Here is a 19,125-nt window from a genome sequence, read left to right as displayed (position 1 = left end):
TCAGCAAAGGCAAGCCTCCTGTTGTGAGCGGGCAGCGAACTGCCGGTTTAACTTGAACGAGTGTTCAAGTTAAACATGAAAAGGCCGTGAGGACTAATCGCAGGGCCTGGCGGTCTTGCTTGTACGCTAGCTCAGGTGCGGCCAGATGCTGGATGCAGCGCGCTCTTGCGTGTGCAAACGACGGCCTGTGGCGGCTATAGCGAGTGGCTTCAATGGCGGCGCGCGGCCCTGTGGCCGAGTGCGCAGCGCATGATGGTGGTGCCTGGAACATTGCCCTCTGGTGCTTTACCAATGCTGCGCGTCCGTCCGTCAGGCAGCAACGGCTCCAGGCTGTGGTTATTTCTGGGTGCCGTCATCGTGCTGCAGGTTGGCCTGGGTCAGGTTGCTACCCGCCGCTACGCTGCGGGTCAGCCAGACATTGCCGCCAATGGTCGAACCCTTGCCAATGGTGATGCGCCCCAGAATGGTCGCGCCGGCATAGATCACCACATCGTCTTCGACAATCGGGTGGCGCGGCTGGCCCTTTTGCAACTGCCCCGACTCGTCAGCCGGGAAGCGCTTGGCCCCCAGGGTGACGGCCTGGTAGATCCGCACCCGCTCACCGAGGATCGCCGTCTCGCCGATGACCACGCCGGTTCCGTGGTCGATAAAGAAACTCGCGCCGATCTGCGCGCCTGGGTGGATATCGATGCCGGTGGCCGAATGGGCAATCTCCGCGCTGATCCGCGCGAGCAAGGGCAGGCCGGCGCGATACAGGTGGTGGGCCAGGCGATGGTGAATCACCGCCAGAATCCCCGGATAGCACAGCAGCACTTCATCGACGCTGCGCGCGGCCGGATCGCCGTGGTAGGCCGCCAACACGTCGCTGTCCAACAGGCTGCGCAGGCCGGGCAGCGCCTTGGCGAAATCCTGGATCAGCAAAATGGCCCGAGCATCGACGGGTTGCTCCGGCTCGCCGCGTTGGCGGGCGACATAGCGTAGTTCCAGCCGCGCCTGGACCAGCAGGGCATTGAGGGTGGTGTCCAGGGTGTGACCCACGTAGAAGTCCTCGCTTTCCTCCCGCAGGTCCACCGGGCCCAGGCGCATGGGGAACAGGGCGCCGCAGAGGGCTTCGAGGATCTGCGCCATGGCCTGGCGCGAAGGCAGCTCCCGTCCTCCCTGTTCGCCGCCGGCCCGGCCGTTCTGGGCGCGCCATTGATCCCGCGCGTCACGCAACTGGCTGACAATACTCTGTAGCTGCCAATGGCCCGAACCTTCGCTCACGTTTATGTCTCCCGACGCTAGCGGTGGAACTGCCCGACCGCCCTGAATGGGGATACTTTACGGGATGTGTGGTGATAGCGTTCTAGAACGCTTTCTACGTGCCGTAGCACTTTCTGGCATAAGCGATGCCCGCCAATGCGCGGGAGCGGAGCCGGTATAGTGGCGGTTTTTCTTTCTTGCCGAGGCCACGCGCTTATGAAACTCGCCGCCCCCGATCTTGAGCAGATTACCCGCACGACCCTGGGCCATTACGAGCAGAGCGCCGAGGGGTTTCGCGAAGGCACGCGCGACCATGATGTCAGCCAGAATATTGCCGCGCTGTTGCGCCATATCCGTGGTGAAGCACCCTTTGCCATTCTGGATTTCGGCTGCGGGCCGGGCCGTGACCTGCGCCGGTTTACCGAGCTGGGGCATTGTGCGATCGGCCTGGATGGCACACCGCGCTTCGCCCAGATGGCCCGTGATGACAGCGGTTGTGAAGTCTGGCAGCAGAATTTTCTTGAACTCGACCTGCCATCCGAACGCTTTGACGGCATCTTTGCCAATGCCGTGCTGTTCCATGTGCCGAGCCAGGAATTGCCCAGGGTCCTGCGCCAGTTATGGGCAACGCTCAAACCGGGGGGTGTGCTGTTCAGCTCCAATCCACGGGGCGATAACCAGGAAGGTTGGAATGGCGAGCGTTACGGGGCCTACCACGATTTGACTGCGTGGCAGGCGCTACTGATTGCTGCGGGGTTTGTCGAACTGGAACATTACTTCCGGCCCGCTGGCCTGCCGCGCGAGCAGCAGCCCTGGCTGGCGAGTGTCTGGCGCAAGTGAGAGGGGGCGCCAGCGAAGCCTTGAGCGGGCGTGCTGCTGGGTTTACAGGGCGGGCCACTGCCGAGCGGTATGCAGGAGCCGCAGTATGCAAATGGATCCGGGTTGCTCTATGTACACCAGTACATAGCTGGGTCGCACGACCAGCTCACGTGTGCCTTCGACTCGTCCCACGCGATGCAATCGTGGATGGCGTGCCACGCGCGCGGTTTTTGCCTGTATCTCGACTTTGAAGCGTTGCGCGGCGCCAGGGTGGCTGCTGGCGATAGGCTCAATGATCGCCAACAGGTCGACTCGGGCCTGCTGATTCCACTCAACCGCGAGCATGGTGCTTTTTATCGATCAGCGCCTGGACCTCATCCATCAACGGGTCGTGGTCGATGGCGGGGCGTGGATCAGCCAGGGCTTCCCTTACCTTGGTCCGGAACCAGGCGTCGTAGGTCTGCGGATCGCAGGTCAGGCCGGGTGGCAGTGCGCCTTCGCTGACCACGCGGGTCAGCAGGATGCGCACGGCATCGGAGAGGGTCATGCCAACGGCGGCGAGGGTTTCGCTGGCCTGGGTCTTGAGCTGGGTATCGAGGCGGACGTGAGTCATCGAGGTCTGGGCCGTCATGGTAAGTGCTCCTGCCGATGGAATGATCGATGGGCTGAACGGTGTATCTCAGTTGAGATACGTTCAAGCGATGCAGGCCCCGTGGAAAGTGGCCGCTTTCAAGCGGCGGTGATGACGGCAAAGCCTAGGCGGGTGTTGTAGGTGGTGCCAGCGAACAGCGGGTTGGGAGAGGTTTCGGACAAATGAAACCATCTCATCCGATAAGACAACGTCTGTTCTTGGCCCCAAAAGCGAAAAACCCCGAAGGACATCGCCCCCGGGGTTGTGTGTGACGCATCGCTTACAACTTGGCGATCGAGACCTCGGTGGATTTTACAAAGGCGATCACTTCGCTACCGATCACCAGTTCCAGTTCCTTGACCGAACGGGTGGTGATCACCGAGGTGACGATGCCGGAGGCCGTTTGCACGTCGATTTCCGACAGCACGTCGCCTTCGACGATTTCCTTGATGGTGCCTTTGAACTGGTTGCGAACGTTGATGGCTTTGATGGTCATGGCATTGATTCCTGTCGTTGGGTAAGGGGTAGGCTTTGGGTTACTGGGCCCAACGCAATTGCGTCGGGAGAGGGGACACGGGTTCCGGTTCCGGCGGCGAGCCGGGCAGTGCCAGGACGCGGTTGAGGACTTCGGTCTCCAGTGCCGCGAGACGGTGCGAGCCGCGTGCACGTGGGCGCGGCAGGTCGACGGTGAGGTCGAGACCGACCTGGCCTTCCTCGATCAGGATGACCCGATCGGCAATGGCCACGGCTTCGCTGACATCGTGGGTTACCAGCAATACGGTGAAGCCGTGTTGCTGCCAGAGCCGTTCGATCAGTTGCTGCATTTCAATCCGCGTCAGGGCATCCAGCGCGCCCAGCGGTTCGTCGAGCAGCAGCAGGCGCGGCTGGTGAATCAGGGCGCGGGCCAGGGCCACGCGCTGTTTCTGGCCACCGGACAAGGCGGCCGGCCACTCATCGGCTCGGTCGGCCAGGCCTACCGCGTCCAATGCTTGCAGGGCCTGTGGCCGCCAGTTGCCCGAGAGCCCGAGCCCGACGTTGTCGATGACTTTTTTCCAAGGCAGCAAACGCGCTTCCTGGAACATCAGGCGGGTGTCGTTCAGGGCCAGGCCCAAGGGGGCGGAGCCGGCCAACAGCTCGCCGGCCGTGGGTTGATCGAGGCCGGCCAGCAGGCGCAACAGGGTGCTTTTGCCGCAACCGCTGCGCCCGACCACGGCAACAAATTGCCCGGCCGGGATATGCAGGTCGATATCGCGCAGCACCTGGCGTTCGCCGAAAGTCTTTTGCAGTTTGCGCACCGCCAGCGGCAGGCCGCGTAGCAGGCGTGGGGGTTGTTGAGCTGTCATGCGCCACCGCCTTTGGCTGTTTGATAGGCCGGGTGCCAGCGCAGCCAAACCCGTTCCAGGGCCCGTGCGGCGACATCGGCCAGTTTGCCGAGTACGGCGTAGAGCACGATGGCCAGGACGACGATATCGGTTTGCAGGAATTCACGGGCGTTCATCGCCAGGTAGCCGATGCCGGAGCTGGCCGAAATGGTTTCCGCGACGATCAGGGTCAGCCACATAAAGCCGAGGGCGAAGCGCACGCCAACCAGAATCGAGGGGAGGGCGCCCGGCAGGATCACCTGGCGAAACAGGCTGAAGCCGCTGAGGCCATAGCTGCGGGCCATCTCCACCAACGCCGGATCGACGTTGCGGATGCCGTGGTAGGTATTGAGGTAGATCGGGAACAGGGTGCCCAGGGCCACCAGGAAAATCTTCGCCGACTCGTCGATACCAAACCACAGGATCACCAACGGGATCAGCGCCAGGTGCGGCACGTTGCGGATCATCTGCACCGAGCTGTCGAGCAGGCGTTCGCCCCACTTCGACAGGCCGGTGATAAAGCCCAGGGCCAGGCCGATGCCGCCGCCGATCAGGAAGCCGATCCCGGCGCGCCAGCCGCTGATCGCCAGGTGTTTCCAGATTTCACCGCTGCGCACCAACTCGACGCCGGCGGCAATGACGGCACTCGGTGCCGGCAGGATACGGGTCGACAGCCAGCCGGCGGAAACCGCCAGTTGCCAGGTCGCCAGCAACAAGAGGGGCAAGGCCCAGGGCGCGAGTTTATGGCTGAGTTTGCTCAGGCTCGTCATGGTCGTGTCTCAGCTCTGGGAGGCGGCTTTGGGCAGAATGTCGTTGGCCACCATTTCGCCAAACGGGCTGACATAACCGGTGTTTTTCGGTAACTCCGGCCGCTCGACGTCCAGGTGCGGAAACAGCAGTTCGGCCACGCGATATGACTCTTCCAGATGGGGGTAACCGGAGAAGATAAAGGTGTCGATACCCAGGTCTGCGTACTCCTTGACCCGTGCCGCCACCGTTGGGCCGTCGCCGACCAGCGCGGTGCCTGCCCCACCCCGTACCAGGCCGACACCGGCCCACAGGTTGGGGCTGACTTCCAGGTTGGCGCGGCTGCCGCCGTGCAGGGCGGCCATGCGCTGTTGGCCAACGGAGTCGAAGCGCGATAGCGAAGCCTGGGCCCGGGCGATGGTCTCGTCGTCCAGATGGGAGATCAGTTTCTCGGCGGCCTGCCAGGCCTCGGCGGTGGTTTCGCGGACGATCACGTGCAGGCGAATGCCGAAACGTACGGTGCGCCCCAGCTTGGCGGCCTTGGCCCGTACCTGTTCGATTTTCTCGGCGACGGCGGCCGGTGGTTCGCCCCAGGTCAGGACCATCTCGACCTGTTCGGCTGCGAGGTCCTGGGCCGCTTCCGAGGAGCCGCCAAAGTACAGGGGCGGGCGCGGTTGCTGCAGGGGTGGATAGAGCAGCTTGGCGCCTTTGACGCTGATATGTTCGCCGTCGTAGTCGACGGTTTCGCCTTCCAGCACGCGACGCCAGATGCGGGTGAATTCCACCGAGGCTTGGTAGCGCTCCTCATGGTTGAGGAACAGGCCATCGCCGGCCAGTTCCTCGGGGTCGCCACCGGTCACCAGATTGAACAGGGCCCGGCCGCCGGAGAGACGATCGAGGGTGGCTGCCTGGCGTGCCGCCACGGTCGGGGAAATGATCCCGGGACGCAGGGCAACCAGGAACTTCAGGCGTTGGGTCACGGGGATCAGCGAGGCGGCGACCAGCCAGGAGTCCTCGCAGGAGCGGCCGGTGGGGATCAATACACCGCCGAAACCGAGGCGGTCGGCGGCCTGGGCCACTTGCTGCAGATAACCGTGATCGACGGCGCGGGCGCCTTCGGCGGTGCCAAGGTAATGGCCGTCGCCGTGGGTGGGTAGAAACCAGAAAATGTTCAGACTCATGGAGTTGTCTCCTCAGCAATGCAGCGCGAAATTACGGGGCTTTGGCCACAGCAGCCGGCGGTGTCCAGATCACGTCCTTGATGCTCAACGGCTTGGGGATCAGCTTGAGCTGGTAGAAGGTGTCGGCGATTTTCTGCTGGGCGCTCACCACTTCCGGGGTCAGGAAGTGCGCGCCGTAGCCCTGGCGCTTGACCGAGGTCAGGGTGATATCGGTCGGCAGGCCGAGCAGCGGGGCCACTTGGGTAGTGACTTCCTGCGGGTTGGCCTTGGACCATTCGCCGACCGCGCGCACCTCCTCGATCAGTGCCTTGACCACCTCGGGGTGCTGCTGGGTATAAGGTTTGGTCGCCAGGTAGAACTGGTGGTTGTCGACGATACCGCTGCCATCACGCAGGGTGCGGGCTTGCAGTTGCTGTTCGGCGGCGGCCTGGTAGGGGTCCCAGATCACCCAGGCATCGACGCTACCGCGTTCGAAGGCGGCGCGGGCATCGGCCGGAGGCAGGAAGATGGTTTGGATGTCGCTGTATTTCAGGCCCGCGTCTTCCAGAGCGCGCACCAACAGGTAGTGCACGTTGGAGCCCTTGTTGAGGACGACTTTCTTGCCCTTGAGGTCCTGGACCGACTTGATCGGCGAGTCCTTGGGCACCAGGATCGCTTCGCTGGTCGGTGCCGGTGGTTCATAGGCCACGTAGAGCAGGTCGGCGCCGGCGGCCTGGGCAAACACCGGTGGTGTTTCGCCGGTCACACCGAAGTCGACGGAGCCGACGTTCAGCCCTTCGAGCAACTGCGGACCGCCGGGGAATTCGGTCCATTGCACCTGCACGCCCTGGGCGGCCAGGCGTTTTTCCAGGGAGCCCTTGGCCTTGAGCAGTACCAGGGTGCCGTATTTCTGATAGCCGATGCGCAGGGTGCTCTGCGGGTTCGAGACGGCCTGGGCTTGGGTGATGGCGCCGAAGGACACAGCCGCAGCAAACAGCGCGACCAGACCGCGACGCAAAATGACAGTGCGCATAGCGCTCTCCTTTTTGCTTGGGTTCGGGTTGCACCTGCTTGGCCGTTAGCGGTCGAGTAAGGTGGGTAAAGCGAAAACGTTGAGTGGGTACTCAGATGCTCCAGCGAGCACTGAGCAGGCGTTCGTTCAGCAGCGTTGGGTCCAGCGGCTTGGGCCGGCGGGCCAGGGCGCTGTAGAACTGTTCCAGCGCTTCGTTGAGGCGTTGTTCGAGTACCGGGACCAGTTGGGCCTGGGCGGTGCCTTCGCCGTAGGCGATCTGGCTGTCTTCGGCAAAGATCCCGTGGAGCATCTCCTGGGCCTTGAGCGCCGACAGCACCGGCTTGAGCGCGTAGTCGACCGCCAGCATGTGGGCGATGCTGCCGCCGGTGGCCATGGGCAGTACCACCTTGTGGCTCAGGGCGCGTTCGGGCAGCAGGTCGAGCACGGTTTTCAAGGCACCGGCAAAGGAGGCCTTGTACACCGGTGTGGCGATGACCAGGCCATCGGCCTGTTCAACCTGTTGCAGCAGGTCGATGATCTTCGGGCTGTCGAAGCGGGCATGGAGCAGGTCTTCGGCGGGAAAGTCGCGGACCTGGTAGCTCACCACTTCCACGCCTTGTTGCTGCAGCCAGTGCCTGGCCCGTTCCAGCAATACCCCGGAGCGTGATCGCTGGCTGGGGCTTCCTCCGAGTGTCACGACCAGCATGGGACGATTCCTTAAGCGTTGTGTCAGCGATTCGCGGGCTGCGATCTCGCGGTGATGGAGGAGACCTTATCAGTAGATTTATATATCTATAAATCATATTTATTCATTTGTTTATTCCTTAATAGAATATGCGAATAGCTTTCTTGCGGGCAAAAAAATAGGCCGTCGAAACGGCCCGAAACCCCTGCTTTGTGGAGGTGGATACGGCCTTGCAGGCGCGAGCACATTCGCTCCTGCAAGGCCTTTGAGTTAACGGTTGGGCTGTGGCGTCAGGCGCAGGTAAGGTTTCACCGCACGGTAGCCCTTGGGGAAGCGTCGCTTGATTTCATCTTCGTCCTTGAGCGACGGCACGATCACGACCTCGTCACCGTCCTGCCAGTTGGCGGGAGTGGCCACCTTGTAGTTGTCGGTGAGTTGCAGAGAGTCGATCACGCGCAGAATTTCATTGAAGTTTCGCCCGGTGCTGGCGGGGTAGGTAATGGTCAGGCGGACCTTTTTGTTCGGATCGATCACGAACAGCGAGCGCACGGTCAGGGTGTCGCTGGCATTGGGGTGGATCAGGTCGTAGAGGTCCGAGACCTTGCGGTCGGCGTCGGCCAGGATCGGGAAGTTGACGATTGCGTGCTGGGTTTCATTGATGTCCTCGATCCACTTGTGGTGCGAATCCACAGGGTCGACGGACAGGGCAATGGCCTTGACGCCGCGTTTGTCGAACTCATCCTTGAGCTTGGCGGTGAAGCCCAGCTCGGTGGTGCACACCGGGGTGAAGTCGGCGGGGTGGGAGAACAGGATGCCCCAGCTGTCACCGAGCCACTCGTGGAAGCGGATCTTGCCGGCGCTGGAGTCCTGCTCGAAATCGGGGGCGATGTCGCCGAGTCTGATGCTCATGGTGTGGCTCCTGATGAGTGCGCGATAAGTGCGTAATGGGCTTACTCTGCCCGGATACTGGACTATTTAAAAAGAATAAATAAGGATTTGTTTATAGCTTTATTGAATATGAAGAGTGATCGGTCGCACCAGGGGGTTGGGCAGCACGCACAGGATTCTAGGACGGGATTTCAAGGGGAGTTGTAGGAGGGATTGGCAGAGATATGCAGGATAAAGATGAAGATTCTGTCAGAAATAAAAAACCCACCCGCCGTTGCGGCGGATGGGGTCATGACCGCTATTACAACAGCGGCAGGGTGTAGCTGACGATCAGACGGTTTTCATCCTGATCGCGCTGGTTGACGGCATCAGAGCGCAGGCTGGCGTTTTTCCAGGCCAGGCCCAGGCCTTTGAAGGTGCCTTCCGGAACGACATAGCCCACGGAGAAGTCACGTTCCCACTCGGAGCGATCGGAGCCAGGAGCGTTGACGTTGTCACCCTTGAGGTACAGCACGGAGGTGGTCAGGCCTGGCACGCCGATGGCAGCGAAATCATAGCCGTAGCCGGCGAGCCAGGTGCGTTCACCTGCGCGCTGGAACTTGCCGATCTGCACGTCGGTGATCAGGTAGCTGCTGGCACCGTCGCCCTGGTTCAGGAACGGGAAGTCGCTGGTGCCGTTGACGCGCTGGTAGCCGGCGGTCAGTGCATGGCCTTTGAGGCTGTAGGTGAATTTCGCACTCCAGGTGCGGTTGTCCACTTCGCCGCCATTGTTCTGATAGCCGCTGGCACGGTAGCCCGCGATGCGACCTTCCTGGCTGCCGTTCTTGCCATCGGAATCACTGTAGAAGTAGCGCAGATCGGACTTCAGGTTACCGACTGGCAGATCCCAGCTGTGGGTCAAGCCCAGGAAGTGCTGCTTGTAGAAGTCTTCCAGATTGCCGTAGTAGTACTGAGCCAACAGATCCTTGCTGATCTTGTAGTCCGCACCACCGTAGTAGAAGGCGTTGCTGCGACGGTTGGCTTTCGCGGTGGCCGGGTTGCCGTTGGAGCCGGCAATGGTCAGCGAGTCATCGTTGGTCGAGTTCCGGCCCTTGGCGTGTTCGAGCTTACCGCCCACCAGGGTCAGGTTGTCGAATTCATTGGAGGTGACTTGGCCACCTTCAAAGGTCTGTGGCAGCAGGCGACCGTCGTTGGTGGTCACGACCGGCAGCTTTGGCTGCAGGGTACCCAGGCGCGCTTCGGTCTTGGAGACCTTGACCTTGGCGGTCAGGCCCAGGCTGCTGAAGTCGTCGACAGCGCGGCCGTCGCTATCACTTGGGAAGACAGTACCGCCCTTGGCGACGCTGTCCTTGTTGTAGGCGGTACCTTTACCGGAGTCCAGCTTGATCCCCAGCAGGCCGATGGCGTCGAGACCGAAGCCTACGGTGCCTTCGGTGTAGCCGGAAGTGAAGTTGAAGATAAAGCCTTGGCCCCATTCTTCCTGCTTCGACGGCTTGTTGTTGGTCGACCCCGCCAGATTGTCGCGGTTATCGGTGTTGATATAGAAGTTACGTGCGGTGATGCTTGCCTTGCTGTCTTCGACAAAACCGGCAGCACTTGCTTGTTGGGTCAAAACCCCTACGGCCACAGCCAGGGCCAAGGTGGACTTCTTCATTGTTTCGCTCCTCTCATTTCTAATTTTTGTATTGCCGGGCGTGGGGTCTGCGCTCCACTGCCTTGGGTGCGCGATTAGCGCCAGACCGTGACCGATAAGTCAATCGTAACCAATCGTTTCTACGACCTTTGTCTAACCGCCGCGATTTAGGTTTTCGCAGGGTAATGGCTTTTTTCTTAAATCCAAAAAGAATTATTTATTCTGTTTTAATACTTTAAATGAATATGTAAAAAATCACCTTTCCTCAGCGAAAGTGCTCACTGGCGGGAGCCTGGGGAAAGCTTCGGCGCTTCTATGAGCGCTTGGCGTTCGAGCATGGGGGGCTCAAACGGTTCTTCGAAAGCGGCGCATCATGTCCAAAGGGCTCCTGCGTCGTCAAATCATGAGTTCTCTATTTCGGCCGGTTCGGTTTCGCAGGCGCGTTCCCCAAGGTGATTGCCTGTTGACGCTGGCGGGTAATTTACCGGTCATGGCTTTTATTGTTTCGGCACAGATCAATGCTTGCGGGGTTGCGTAGCCAGGCAAGGCCTCCTTAACGTACCTCCTCAAGTAGTAGTCGGGCCCGCTGGCATCCTGGGTAGGCGCGAGCGGGCTCGCGATCGTCGGGTTGCCCAACTCAAGCTCATAAGCTAATGCAAATAAGTTATTTATTTTGTATTTCTTAGATCATTTAGTCTCTTCAACACGCCGATCCCCCGGCCATCCTGTTGAGGAGTTTCCCTGATGAATCTGCCTTCCCCACTCCGCCTGCTGGCGGCCCTGACCCTGGCCGGGGCCAGTTTTTTCACCCAGGCGGCCGATCTGACGGTCGCCTACCAGACGACTGTCGACCCGGCAAAGGTCGCGCAGGCTGACGGCGCCTATGAAAAGGCCACCCAGGCCAAGATCGATTGGCGCAAGTTCGATAATGGCGCCGATGTCATTGCCGCCATTGCTTCGGGCGATGTGCAGATCGGCTACCTCGGCTCCAGCCCGCTGACCGCCGCCATCACCCGCAAGGTGCCGGTGGAAACCTTCCTGATCGCAACGCAGATCGGCGCTGCCGAGGCGCTGGTGGCCCGTGACGGTTCCGGGATCAAGACGCCTCAGGACCTGATCGGCAAGAAGGTTGCCGTACCGTTCGTTTCCACCGGCCACTACAGCCTGCTGGCGGCGCTGAAACACTGGAATATCGATCCAGCGAAGGTGCAGATTCTCAATCTCGCGCCGCCGGCCATTATTGCCGCCTGGAAGCGTGGCGATATTGATGCGACCTATGTCTGGGACCCGGCCCTGGGCGTGGCCAAGGAAAACGGTCAGGTACTGATTACTTCCGGCGAGCTGAGCAAGCTGGGTGCGCCCACGTTCGATGCCTGGATCGTGCGTAAGGATTTTGCGGCCAAGCATCCGGAAATTGTCCGGGCATTTGCCAAGGTCACGCTCGATGCCTACGCCGACTACGCCAAGGCGCCCCAGGCCTGGTTGGCCAATCAGGCGAACATCGACAAGGTGGTGAAGCTGTCCGGGGCCAAGGCGGCAGATATTCCTCTGCTGCTGCAGGGCAACGTCTACCCGCTGGCAGCCGATCAGGTGAGCGTGCTGGGTGCGCCGACGACACAAGCCATTACCGATACCGCAGCCTTCCTCAAGGCCCAGGGCAAAGTCGACGCGGTGCTGGCGGACTACGCGCCGTATGTCAGCGCGAAGTTTATTGCCAACTGATTCAGCCTACGGAGCACACGGCCATGGCCTTGTTACAACTGGAGCGCATCAGCGCACAGTACCCCGGCGCCGCCGAACCGGTACTCACGGATATTTCCCTCAGTCTGGGCCCCGAGCAATTGCTGGTTGCACTCGGTCCGTCGGGCAGTGGCAAGACCTCGCTGCTCAATCTGATTGCCGGGTTTGTCGAGCCCAGTGCGGGGCGCATCACGCTGGATGGCGTCGCGGTAAAAGGGCCGAGTGCCGAGCGTGGCGTGGTGTTCCAGGACGATGCGCTGTTGCCCTGGCAGGACGTGCTGGCCAATGTCGCCTTTGGTCTGGAGTTGGCCGGTGTCGGGCGTCAGCAGCGCGAGATCCGCGCGCAGGAGATGTTGGCCCTGGTCGATCTGGCAGGCTTTGACAGCCGTCGGATCTGGCAATTATCCGGTGGCCAGAAACAGCGTGTTGGCTTGGCCCGTGCACTGGCCGCCGATCCGCGAGTGCTGTTGATGGATGAGCCCTTTGGCGCCCTGGATGCGTTTACCCGCGAGCAGATGCAGGAGTTGCTGCTGCAGGTGTGGCGGCGCACGGCCAAGCCGGTATTTTTGATTACCCACGATATTGAAGAGGCGGTGTTCCTGGCCACCGATCTGGTGTTGCTAGCACCGACGCCGGGGCGGGTGGTGGAGCATCTGCAACTGGATTTCGGTCGGCGCTACAGCGCGGGCGAATCGGCTCGGGCGATCAAGTCCGATCCGCAGTTTATTGAAACTCGCGAGCATGTGCTGGCGCGGGTCTTTTCCCAACGTAGCAGTGCAGCACGGCAGGAGTCCGCATGAGCAGTTTTCCTTTGCCGGCCGCATCGGCGACCACGTCGGCCACCGCGCCCAAGGCGGCGCAGCGTCGCGCGTTGAGCACGCGCTGGATCAGCGTGCTGACCCTGATGACATTACTTGCCCTGTGGTGGGCGGTGACTGCGACGCAACTGATCGAGCCGCTGTTCCTGCCGCCGCCGTCGGCGGTCCTGGCCAAGGGCTGGCTACTGGTAACCCAGGGCTACATGGACGCCACGCTTTGGCAGCACCTTGGCGCGAGCCTGGGGCGAATTGGCCTGGCATTGGGCTTTGCCGTGTTGACTGCGGTGCCGGTGGGTATCGCCATCGGCTGCAACCGCATTGCCCGCGGCATCCTCGATCCGTTGATCGAGTTCTACCGGCCGATCCCGCCATTGGCCTATCTGCCGCTGATCGTGATCTGGTGCGGAATTGGCGAGTTGTCGAAAGTCCTGCTGATCTACCTGGCGATTTTCGCCCCCATTGCCATCGCGACGGCCACCGGCGTGCGAACCGTTGACCCGGCGAAAATCCGTGCCGCGCAGTCGCTGGGCGCCAGCCGGGCCCAATTGATTCGCCATGTGATCCTGCCCAGTGCCTTGCCGGAGATCCTGACCGGATTGCGCATCGGCCTGGGTGTGGGCTGGTCGACCCTGGTGGCAGCCGAGCTGATCGCGGCCACCAGTGGCTTGGGCTTTATGGTCCAGTCGGCGGCGCAGTTTCTGGTTACCGATGTAGTGCTGCTGGGGATCCTGGTGATTGCCCTGATCGCCTTTGCCATGGAAATGGGCCTGCGTGCTCTGCAACGCAAGCTGGTGCCCTGGCACGGCCAGAGTCACTGACCGAAGCATTGAACCCAATCTAATTGACCACGCCGACGATTCGGCGCCCCAGTGGATAAAAAGCATGAGCCTGATCATCACCCCCCTGAGCAGCGCCCTTGGCGCGCAGGTCGAGGGGATCGACCTGAACCAGTCCCTCACCCGTCCCCAGCGCGACCAAGTCGAACAGGCCCTGCTTGAGCATCAGGTGCTGTTCTTTCGTGAGCAGCCGCTGACGCCTCAGGCTCAGGCACGGTTCGCGGCCAACTTCGGCGATCTGCATATCCATCCGATCTTCCCGAATGTACCGGAGCAGCCCGAGGTGCTGGTACTCGATACGGCCGTGACCGATGTCCGCGACAACGCGATCTGGCATACCGATGTGACCTTTTTGGCCACGCCAGCCCTGGGTTCGGTACTCAGCGCCAAGCAACTGCCGGCCTTTGGCGGCGATACATTGTGGGCCAGTGGCATCGCGGCCTTCGAAGGGCTCTCCAAGCCGTTGCAGGTGTTGCTCGACGGTCTGACGGCGCGCCATGATTTCACCCGGTCATTTCCCGTCGAGCGTTTTGGCAGCACTGCCGAAGACCTGGCGCGCTGGGAACAGACGCGCAAGGCCAACCCGCCGCTGTCCCACCCGGTGGTCCGCACGCACCCGGTCAGTGGGCGCAAGGCGTTGTTCGTCAATGAAGGCTTTACCACGCGGATCAACGAACTGTCGGAAAGCGAGAGCGAGACGATTCTGCGGCTGCTGTTCAACCACGCGACGCGTCCTGAATACACCATTCGCTGGCGCTGGCAGCAGGACGACGTGGCGTTTTGGGATAACCGCGTGACCCAGCATTACGCGGTCGATGATTACCGGCCGCAGCGGCGGGTGATGCATCGGGCGACGATCCTCGGGGATGCGCCGTTCTAACGGCCGCCCAGGCCTGCTGGCGTGGGCGTGCTCGCGGTCTTTTTAGGCGCTAGAGAGGTCGTTCGCGTTTTGGCAGATAAGGGGGCAGATACAGCCCCAGGTAGGCATCGAAAACCCGCATGCCTTCTTCGGCCATGCGTGGCGTGATCTGGTCGTGCAACTGCACGGAGCGGGCGTAGACGCGATCACCCAGCTCCATGGCCAGGGCAAAGACATCGACATCAGCGGGCAGCACCGGCAATTCGAAATGACGGATAAACAGCTTGTGCATCAGGTCGCCCAGCTCAATGTCGTGCTGACGGTCGGCCTGGGTGACTTCGGTCAGGCCGTGCTGGGCCAGGATCAACTGGCGGGCAGCGGCATCTTCGCCATAGATCTGCAGCATGCGTTGTTCCACCAGGCGCGAGAGATCCTGCCAGCCCCTCAACTGTCCATGGTCGATCGGCGCCTGCAGGCAGGCGCGAAAGGCCGCGTGCACGTCGCTGGTCAAGGCTTCCAGCAGCGCCGGGACACTGGCGAAAAAATGATAGACCGACGACGGCGGGATCTGCGCCCGCTCGGCCACACTGTAGATCGATAGACTGGCCACGCCTTCGGCGGCAAGCAGCGTGCGGGCCGCATCAAGGATGGAGTCGATCCTGGCCTGGCTGCGTGCACGGGGTTTGCGAATGGGGGCGGGGCGCGACATGGCCGTCTCCTGAAAAGGCAGCCGGCATTGTACGCGACCTAGCGCCGGGTGCCGTTGCAAAAAAAAACGCCGCCGGCTTGAGGCCGGCGGCGTTTTTGGTCGGTCGACAACCGCTTTACACGGTATGCAGGTACCAGTTGTATTCGAGGTCGGAGATGGAGTGTTCGAACTCTTCCAGCTCACTTTCCTTACAGGCGACAAAGATATCGATGTATTTCGGATCGATGTACTTGGCCATGACTTCGCTGTCGTCGAGCTCGCGCAGGGCATCGCGCAAGTTGTTCGGCAGGCTCTGTTCGTTCTGCTCGTAGGAGTTGCCTTCGACCGGAGCGCCTGGCTCGATCTTGTTGGTCAGGCCATGGTGCACGCCCGCCAGGACCGAAGCCATCAGCAGGTACGGGTTGGCATCGGCCCCGGCGACCCGGTGTTCGATGCGCACGGCATCGGAGGAACCGGTTGGGACGCGAATTGCCACGGTCCGGTTGTCCAGGCCCCAGCACGGCGAGTTCGGTACGTAGAACTGCGCGCCGAAACGCCGGTACGAGTTGACGTTCGGGCAAAGGAACGCCATCTGCGCTGGTAGGGTCTCGAGCACACCGCCGATCGCGTGACGCAGTGCGGCGTTCTGCTCGGGATCCTCGCTGGCAAAGATGTTCTTGCCTTCTTTGTCGAGAATCGAGATATGGACATGCAGACCGTTGCCCGCCTGGCCCGGGTAAGGCTTGGCCATGAAGGTGGTATCCATTTCATGGTCGTAGGCGATGTTCTTGATCAGGCGCTTGAGCAGGACTGCATAGTCGCAGGCCTTGATAGGGTCGGCCACGTGGTGCAGGTTCACTTCGAACTGCGCCGGGGCACTTTCCTTGACGATGGCGTCAGCCGGGATGCCTTGTTCCTTGGCACCTTCCAGAATGTCCTGGAGGCAGTCGACATATTCGTCGAGGTCGTCGATCAGGTAGACCTGTGTCGAGTGCGGGCGTTTTCCGGAAATTGGTGAGCGCGGTGGTTGAGGGCGACCGTTCACGTTCTCCTGGTCGATCAGGTAGAACTCCAGTTCGAAGGCGGCGCAGATGGTCAGGCCGAGATCGTCGAACTTGGTTACGACTTGTCGCAAAACTTCGCGGGGGTCGGCGAAGAAAGGTTCGCCTTCTAGTTCGTGCATGGTCATCAGCAGTTGCGCGGTGGGGCGCTTTTGCCAGGGTTCATTGCACAGGGTGTCGGGGATTGGATAACAGATTCGGTCTGCATCACCGATATCCAGACCCAGGCCGGTGCTTTCCACCGTCGAGCCATTGATATCCAGGGCAAAAAGTGAGGCTGGCAGGTTGATGCCTTTCTCGTAAACCTTGTGGAGGCTGGTGCGTTCAATGCGCTTGCCGCGCACCACACCATTCATATCCGCAATCAGAAGGTCAACGTACAGAACCTCAGGATGTTCCTTAAGGAACGCGTTCGCTTCGTTAAGCTGAACGGCACGCGGGGGTACCGACATGATGCAACACCTTTGTTGTTAAAAATATCAATCATTGAACTCTTCGGGTTTCAGTCAACCCGAACGGCCTGCCGAAGTCAAGCGAGGGCTTTTTTGCCCTAAAAAAGCGCCGCGATGGCATTTTTGCGGCAAATTGGCGCGGTTTTTCCGTCCGTTCGGGTCTGGTTCTCGCGGGCTTGAGCGGGCCGTGTTGTATTTTTTACGGGGGTGTTGTGGAAAAAAATGAACAAGGCTAAGCTCGATTCAAACCCATAACAGCAATAATACCGGGGTGCTTCATGTCTCGCCTGCCGTTAATCGGCGTCACCGCCTGCTCCAAGCAGATCGGCCTGCATGCTTATCACATCAGTGGCGACAAGTATGTCCGTGCAGTGGCCGTCGCTGCCAAGGGCTTGCCATTGATCATTCCGTCACTGGCTCCATTGCTGGATCCGCTCGATATTCTTGACGGTCTGGACGGTCTTCTTTTTACCGGCTCCCCTTCCAACGTAGAACCGCATTTGTATGGCGGACCGGCCAGCGCGCCGGGCACTGCTCATGATTCTGCACGCGATGCCACCACCCTTCCCCTGCTACGCGCTGCCATTGCGGCGGGCGTGCCGGTGCTCGGCATTTGCCGCGGCTTCCAGGAGATGAATGTGGCCTTCGGCGGCAGCCTGCATCAAAAGGTTCACGAGGTTGGAACCTTTATGGATCATCGTGAGGACGATAGCCAGCCGCTGGAGGTCCAGTACGGGCCGGCCCACGCCGTGCAGATCATGCCGGGCGGCGTGCTGGCCGGGTTGGGCCTGCCGGAGCAGATCCAGGTCAACTCGATTCATGCCCAGGGTATCGACCGGCTGGCGCCGGGCCTGCGTGTCGAGGCGGTAGCACCTGACGGTTTGATCGAGGGGCTCTCGGTTACACAAGGCAAGACTTTTGCTTTGGGTGTGCAGTGGCACCCCGAATGGCAGGTACAGTCCAACCCTCATTACCTGGCAGTATTCCAGGCATTTGGTGAGGCCTGCCGCAAGCGGGCCGCCCAACGCGACGCGGATGCGTCAAGCAACGCCCGACTTATATAGATAAGTCGGAAAACTCAGCCCAGAGGCATTTATGAGTAACAACCTCGACCAGCTCACCGATTGGTTGAAAGACCACAAGATCACAGAAGTCGAATGCATGATTGGCGACCTGACCGGTATCACCCGGGGCAAGATCTCGCCGACCAACAAATTTATTGCCGAAAAAGGCATGCGCCTGCCCGAAAGCGTCCTGCTGCAGACGGTCACCGGCGACTATGTCGAAGACGACATCTATTACGAACTCCTGGACCCGGCCGATATCGACATGATCTGTCGTCCCGACCAGAACGCCGTGTTTCTGGTGCCCTGGGCCATCGAGCCAACGGCCCAGGTGATCCACGACACCTACGACAAGCAGGGCAACCCCATCGAGCTGTCGCCGCGCAACGTGCTCAAGAAAGTCCTGAAGCTGTACGCCGACAAGGGCTGGCAGCCGATCGTCGCGCCGGAGATGGAGTTCTATCTGACCAAACGCTGCGAAGACCCGGACTTCCCGCTGCAACCGCCGATCGGGCGTTCCGGCCGTCCGGAAACCGGTCGCCAGTCCTTCTCTATTGAAGCGGCCAACGAATTCGATCCACTGTTCGAAGACGTCTATGACTGGTGCGAACTGCAGGAGCTGGACCTCGACACGCTGATCCATGAAGACGGCACGGCGCAGATGGAAATCAACTTCCGTCACGGCGACGCCCTGTCCCTGGCCGACCAGATCCTGGTGTTCAAGCGGACCATGCGTGAAGCCGCGCTCAAGCACGATGTGGCCGCCACTTTCATGGCCAAGCCCATGACGGGTGAGCCGGGCAGTGCCATGCACCTGCACCAGAGCATCATCGATATCGAGACCGGCAAGAATGTCTTCTCCAATGAAGACGGGACCATGAGCCAGCTGTTCCTCAATCATATTGGCGGCCTGCAGAAGTTTATCCCCGAGCTGCTGCCGCTGTTCGCCCCCAACGTCAACTCGTTCCGCCGCTTCCTGCCCGATACCTCGGCGCCGGTCAACGTGGAATGGGGCGAAGAAAATCGCACGGTGGGCCTGCGTGTACCGGATGCCGGCCCGCAGAACCGTCGTGTCGAAAACCGCCTGCCGGGTGCCGATGCCAACCCTTACCTGGCGATTGCCGCAAGCCTGCTGTGCGGCTTTATCGGCATGGTCGAGGGCATCAATCCGAGCGCACCGGTGGTGGGCCGTGGCTACGAGCGCCGCAACCTGCGCCTGCCACTGACCATTGAGGATGCGTTGGAGCGTATGGAAAACAGCGCCACCATCGAGAAGTACCTGGGCAAGAAATTCATTAGCGGTTACGTCGCGGTCAAGCGCGCCGAGCATGAAAACTTCAAGCGCGTTATCAGCTCGTGGGAACGGGAATTCCTACTGTTCGCTGTCTGATACGCCGGACGCGGCGGTTGCAGCCGCCGCGTCGCCACT

20 protein-coding genes are annotated in these 19,125 nt (G+C 61.1%); 7 read left to right on the top strand and 13 right to left on the bottom strand.

Annotated elements, in window-relative coordinates; genetic code table 11:
- Positions 1–336: 336 nt before the first annotated feature.
- A complete protein-coding gene (epsC, locus tag NPS46_RS13290) occupies positions 337–1,263 on the bottom strand; it encodes a serine O-acetyltransferase EpsC (protein WP_274107840.1) in 927 nt (308 codons plus the stop codon).
- A 195-nt stretch (positions 1,264–1,458) separates the two neighbouring features.
- On the opposite strand from epsC, the gene NPS46_RS13285 reads away from it, so the two are divergent.
- A complete protein-coding gene (locus NPS46_RS13285; protein WP_274107828.1) occupies positions 1,459–2,082 on the top strand; it encodes a class I SAM-dependent methyltransferase in 624 nt (207 codons plus the stop codon).
- 42 nt (positions 2,083–2,124) lie between these two features.
- Here the strand turns inward: NPS46_RS13285 and NPS46_RS13280 are convergent, their stop codons facing one another.
- From NPS46_RS13280 to NPS46_RS13235, 10 genes are all read right to left on the bottom strand, one after another.
- The gene (locus tag NPS46_RS13280) at positions 2,125–2,406 is read right to left on the bottom strand and encodes a type II toxin-antitoxin system RelE/ParE family toxin (protein WP_274107826.1); all 282 of its coding nucleotides are present in this window, start codon (positions 2,404–2,406) and stop codon (positions 2,125–2,127) included.
- Positions 2,393–2,692, bottom strand: coding sequence for a type II toxin-antitoxin system RelB/DinJ family antitoxin (locus NPS46_RS13275; RefSeq protein WP_274107824.1), 300 nt, complete (start codon positions 2,690–2,692; stop codon positions 2,393–2,395). Before NPS46_RS13275 ends, NPS46_RS13280 begins: the two co-directional genes overlap by 14 nt.
- A gap of 280 nt (positions 2,693–2,972) precedes the next feature.
- A complete protein-coding gene (locus NPS46_RS13270) occupies positions 2,973–3,188 on the bottom strand; it encodes a TOBE domain-containing protein (protein WP_003213899.1) in 216 nt (71 codons plus the stop codon).
- 40 nt (positions 3,189–3,228) lie between these two features.
- Complete coding sequence (gene ssuB / locus NPS46_RS13265) at positions 3,229–4,035, bottom strand: aliphatic sulfonates ABC transporter ATP-binding protein (RefSeq protein WP_274107822.1); 807 nt, start codon at positions 4,033–4,035, stop codon at positions 3,229–3,231.
- Positions 4,032–4,823, bottom strand: a complete 792-nt coding sequence (gene ssuC / locus NPS46_RS13260) for an aliphatic sulfonate ABC transporter permease SsuC (protein WP_274107820.1) — start codon at positions 4,821–4,823, stop codon at positions 4,032–4,034. Before ssuC ends, ssuB begins: the two co-directional genes overlap by 4 nt.
- Before the next feature lie 9 nt (positions 4,824–4,832).
- Positions 4,833–5,981 carry an FMNH2-dependent alkanesulfonate monooxygenase gene (gene ssuD, locus NPS46_RS13255; protein WP_274107818.1) on the bottom strand — a complete coding sequence of 383 codons (1,149 nt, stop codon included), beginning with the start codon at positions 5,979–5,981 and terminating at the stop codon, positions 4,833–4,835.
- A gap of 31 nt (positions 5,982–6,012) precedes the next feature.
- Positions 6,013–6,993 (bottom strand): sulfonate ABC transporter substrate-binding protein, encoded by a 981-nt coding sequence (locus NPS46_RS13250; protein WP_274107816.1) that lies wholly within the window; start codon positions 6,991–6,993, stop codon positions 6,013–6,015.
- A gap of 91 nt (positions 6,994–7,084) precedes the next feature.
- Positions 7,085–7,678 carry an NADPH-dependent FMN reductase gene (gene ssuE / locus NPS46_RS13245; RefSeq protein WP_274107814.1) on the bottom strand — a complete coding sequence of 198 codons (594 nt, stop codon included), beginning with the start codon at positions 7,676–7,678 and terminating at the stop codon, positions 7,085–7,087.
- A gap of 249 nt (positions 7,679–7,927) precedes the next feature.
- The gene (locus NPS46_RS13240; RefSeq protein ID WP_274107812.1) at positions 7,928–8,566 is read right to left on the bottom strand and encodes a peroxiredoxin; all 639 of its coding nucleotides are present in this window, start codon (positions 8,564–8,566) and stop codon (positions 7,928–7,930) included.
- A gap of 280 nt (positions 8,567–8,846) precedes the next feature.
- Positions 8,847–10,199 (bottom strand): OprD family porin, encoded by a 1,353-nt coding sequence (locus NPS46_RS13235; protein WP_274107810.1) that lies wholly within the window; start codon positions 10,197–10,199, stop codon positions 8,847–8,849.
- A 723-nt stretch (positions 10,200–10,922) separates the two neighbouring features.
- Here NPS46_RS13235 and tauA point away from each other — a divergent pair.
- The 4 genes from tauA (at position 10,923) to tauD (ending at position 14,452) form a co-directional block, all read left to right on the top strand.
- Positions 10,923–11,900 (top strand): taurine ABC transporter substrate-binding protein, encoded by a 978-nt coding sequence (gene tauA, locus NPS46_RS13230; RefSeq protein WP_274107808.1) that lies wholly within the window; start codon positions 10,923–10,925, stop codon positions 11,898–11,900.
- Positions 11,901–11,923: 23 nt separating this feature from the next.
- Positions 11,924–12,718: a taurine ABC transporter ATP-binding subunit gene (tauB, locus tag NPS46_RS13225; RefSeq protein ID WP_274107806.1), complete on the top strand. Its 795-nt coding sequence runs from the start codon at positions 11,924–11,926 to the stop codon at positions 12,716–12,718.
- Positions 12,715–13,554, top strand: coding sequence for a taurine ABC transporter permease TauC (gene tauC / locus NPS46_RS13220; protein ID WP_274107804.1), 840 nt, complete (start codon positions 12,715–12,717; stop codon positions 13,552–13,554). The genes tauB and tauC overlap by 4 nt, the downstream gene beginning before the upstream one ends.
- A 64-nt stretch (positions 13,555–13,618) precedes the next feature.
- Positions 13,619–14,452, top strand: coding sequence for a taurine dioxygenase (gene tauD / locus NPS46_RS13215; protein WP_274107802.1), 834 nt, complete (start codon positions 13,619–13,621; stop codon positions 14,450–14,452).
- Between the two features lie 49 nt (positions 14,453–14,501).
- Here tauD and NPS46_RS13210 read toward each other — a convergent pair whose 3' ends face one another.
- Together NPS46_RS13210 and NPS46_RS13205 are read right to left on the bottom strand one after the other, a co-directional pair.
- On the bottom strand, positions 14,502–15,140 hold the full coding sequence (locus NPS46_RS13210) for a TetR/AcrR family transcriptional regulator (RefSeq protein ID WP_274107800.1): 639 nt from the start codon (positions 15,138–15,140) through the stop codon (positions 14,502–14,504).
- 115 nt (positions 15,141–15,255) lie between these two features.
- Positions 15,256–16,632, bottom strand: coding sequence for a glutamine synthetase family protein (locus NPS46_RS13205; protein ID WP_019410790.1), 1,377 nt, complete (start codon positions 16,630–16,632; stop codon positions 15,256–15,258).
- 278 nt (positions 16,633–16,910) lie between these two features.
- Here NPS46_RS13205 and NPS46_RS13200 point away from each other — a divergent pair, with 278 nt between their 5' ends.
- Both NPS46_RS13200 and NPS46_RS13195 read left to right on the top strand, forming a co-directional pair.
- A complete protein-coding gene (locus NPS46_RS13200; RefSeq protein WP_274107797.1) occupies positions 16,911–17,696 on the top strand; it encodes a gamma-glutamyl-gamma-aminobutyrate hydrolase family protein in 786 nt (261 codons plus the stop codon).
- A 31-nt stretch (positions 17,697–17,727) separates the two neighbouring features.
- Positions 17,728–19,086 (top strand): glutamine synthetase family protein, encoded by a 1,359-nt coding sequence (locus tag NPS46_RS13195; RefSeq protein WP_274107795.1) that lies wholly within the window; start codon positions 17,728–17,730, stop codon positions 19,084–19,086.
- The last annotated feature ends 39 nt before the right edge of the window (positions 19,087–19,125 follow it).

The organism is Pseudomonas putida (assembly GCF_028682395.1).
Lineage (GTDB): Bacteria > Pseudomonadota > Gammaproteobacteria > Pseudomonadales > Pseudomonadaceae > Aquipseudomonas > Aquipseudomonas putida_AB.
The sequence above is the reverse complement of the archived record's forward strand: the minus strand, read 5'-3'. Positions and strand labels throughout refer to the sequence as shown.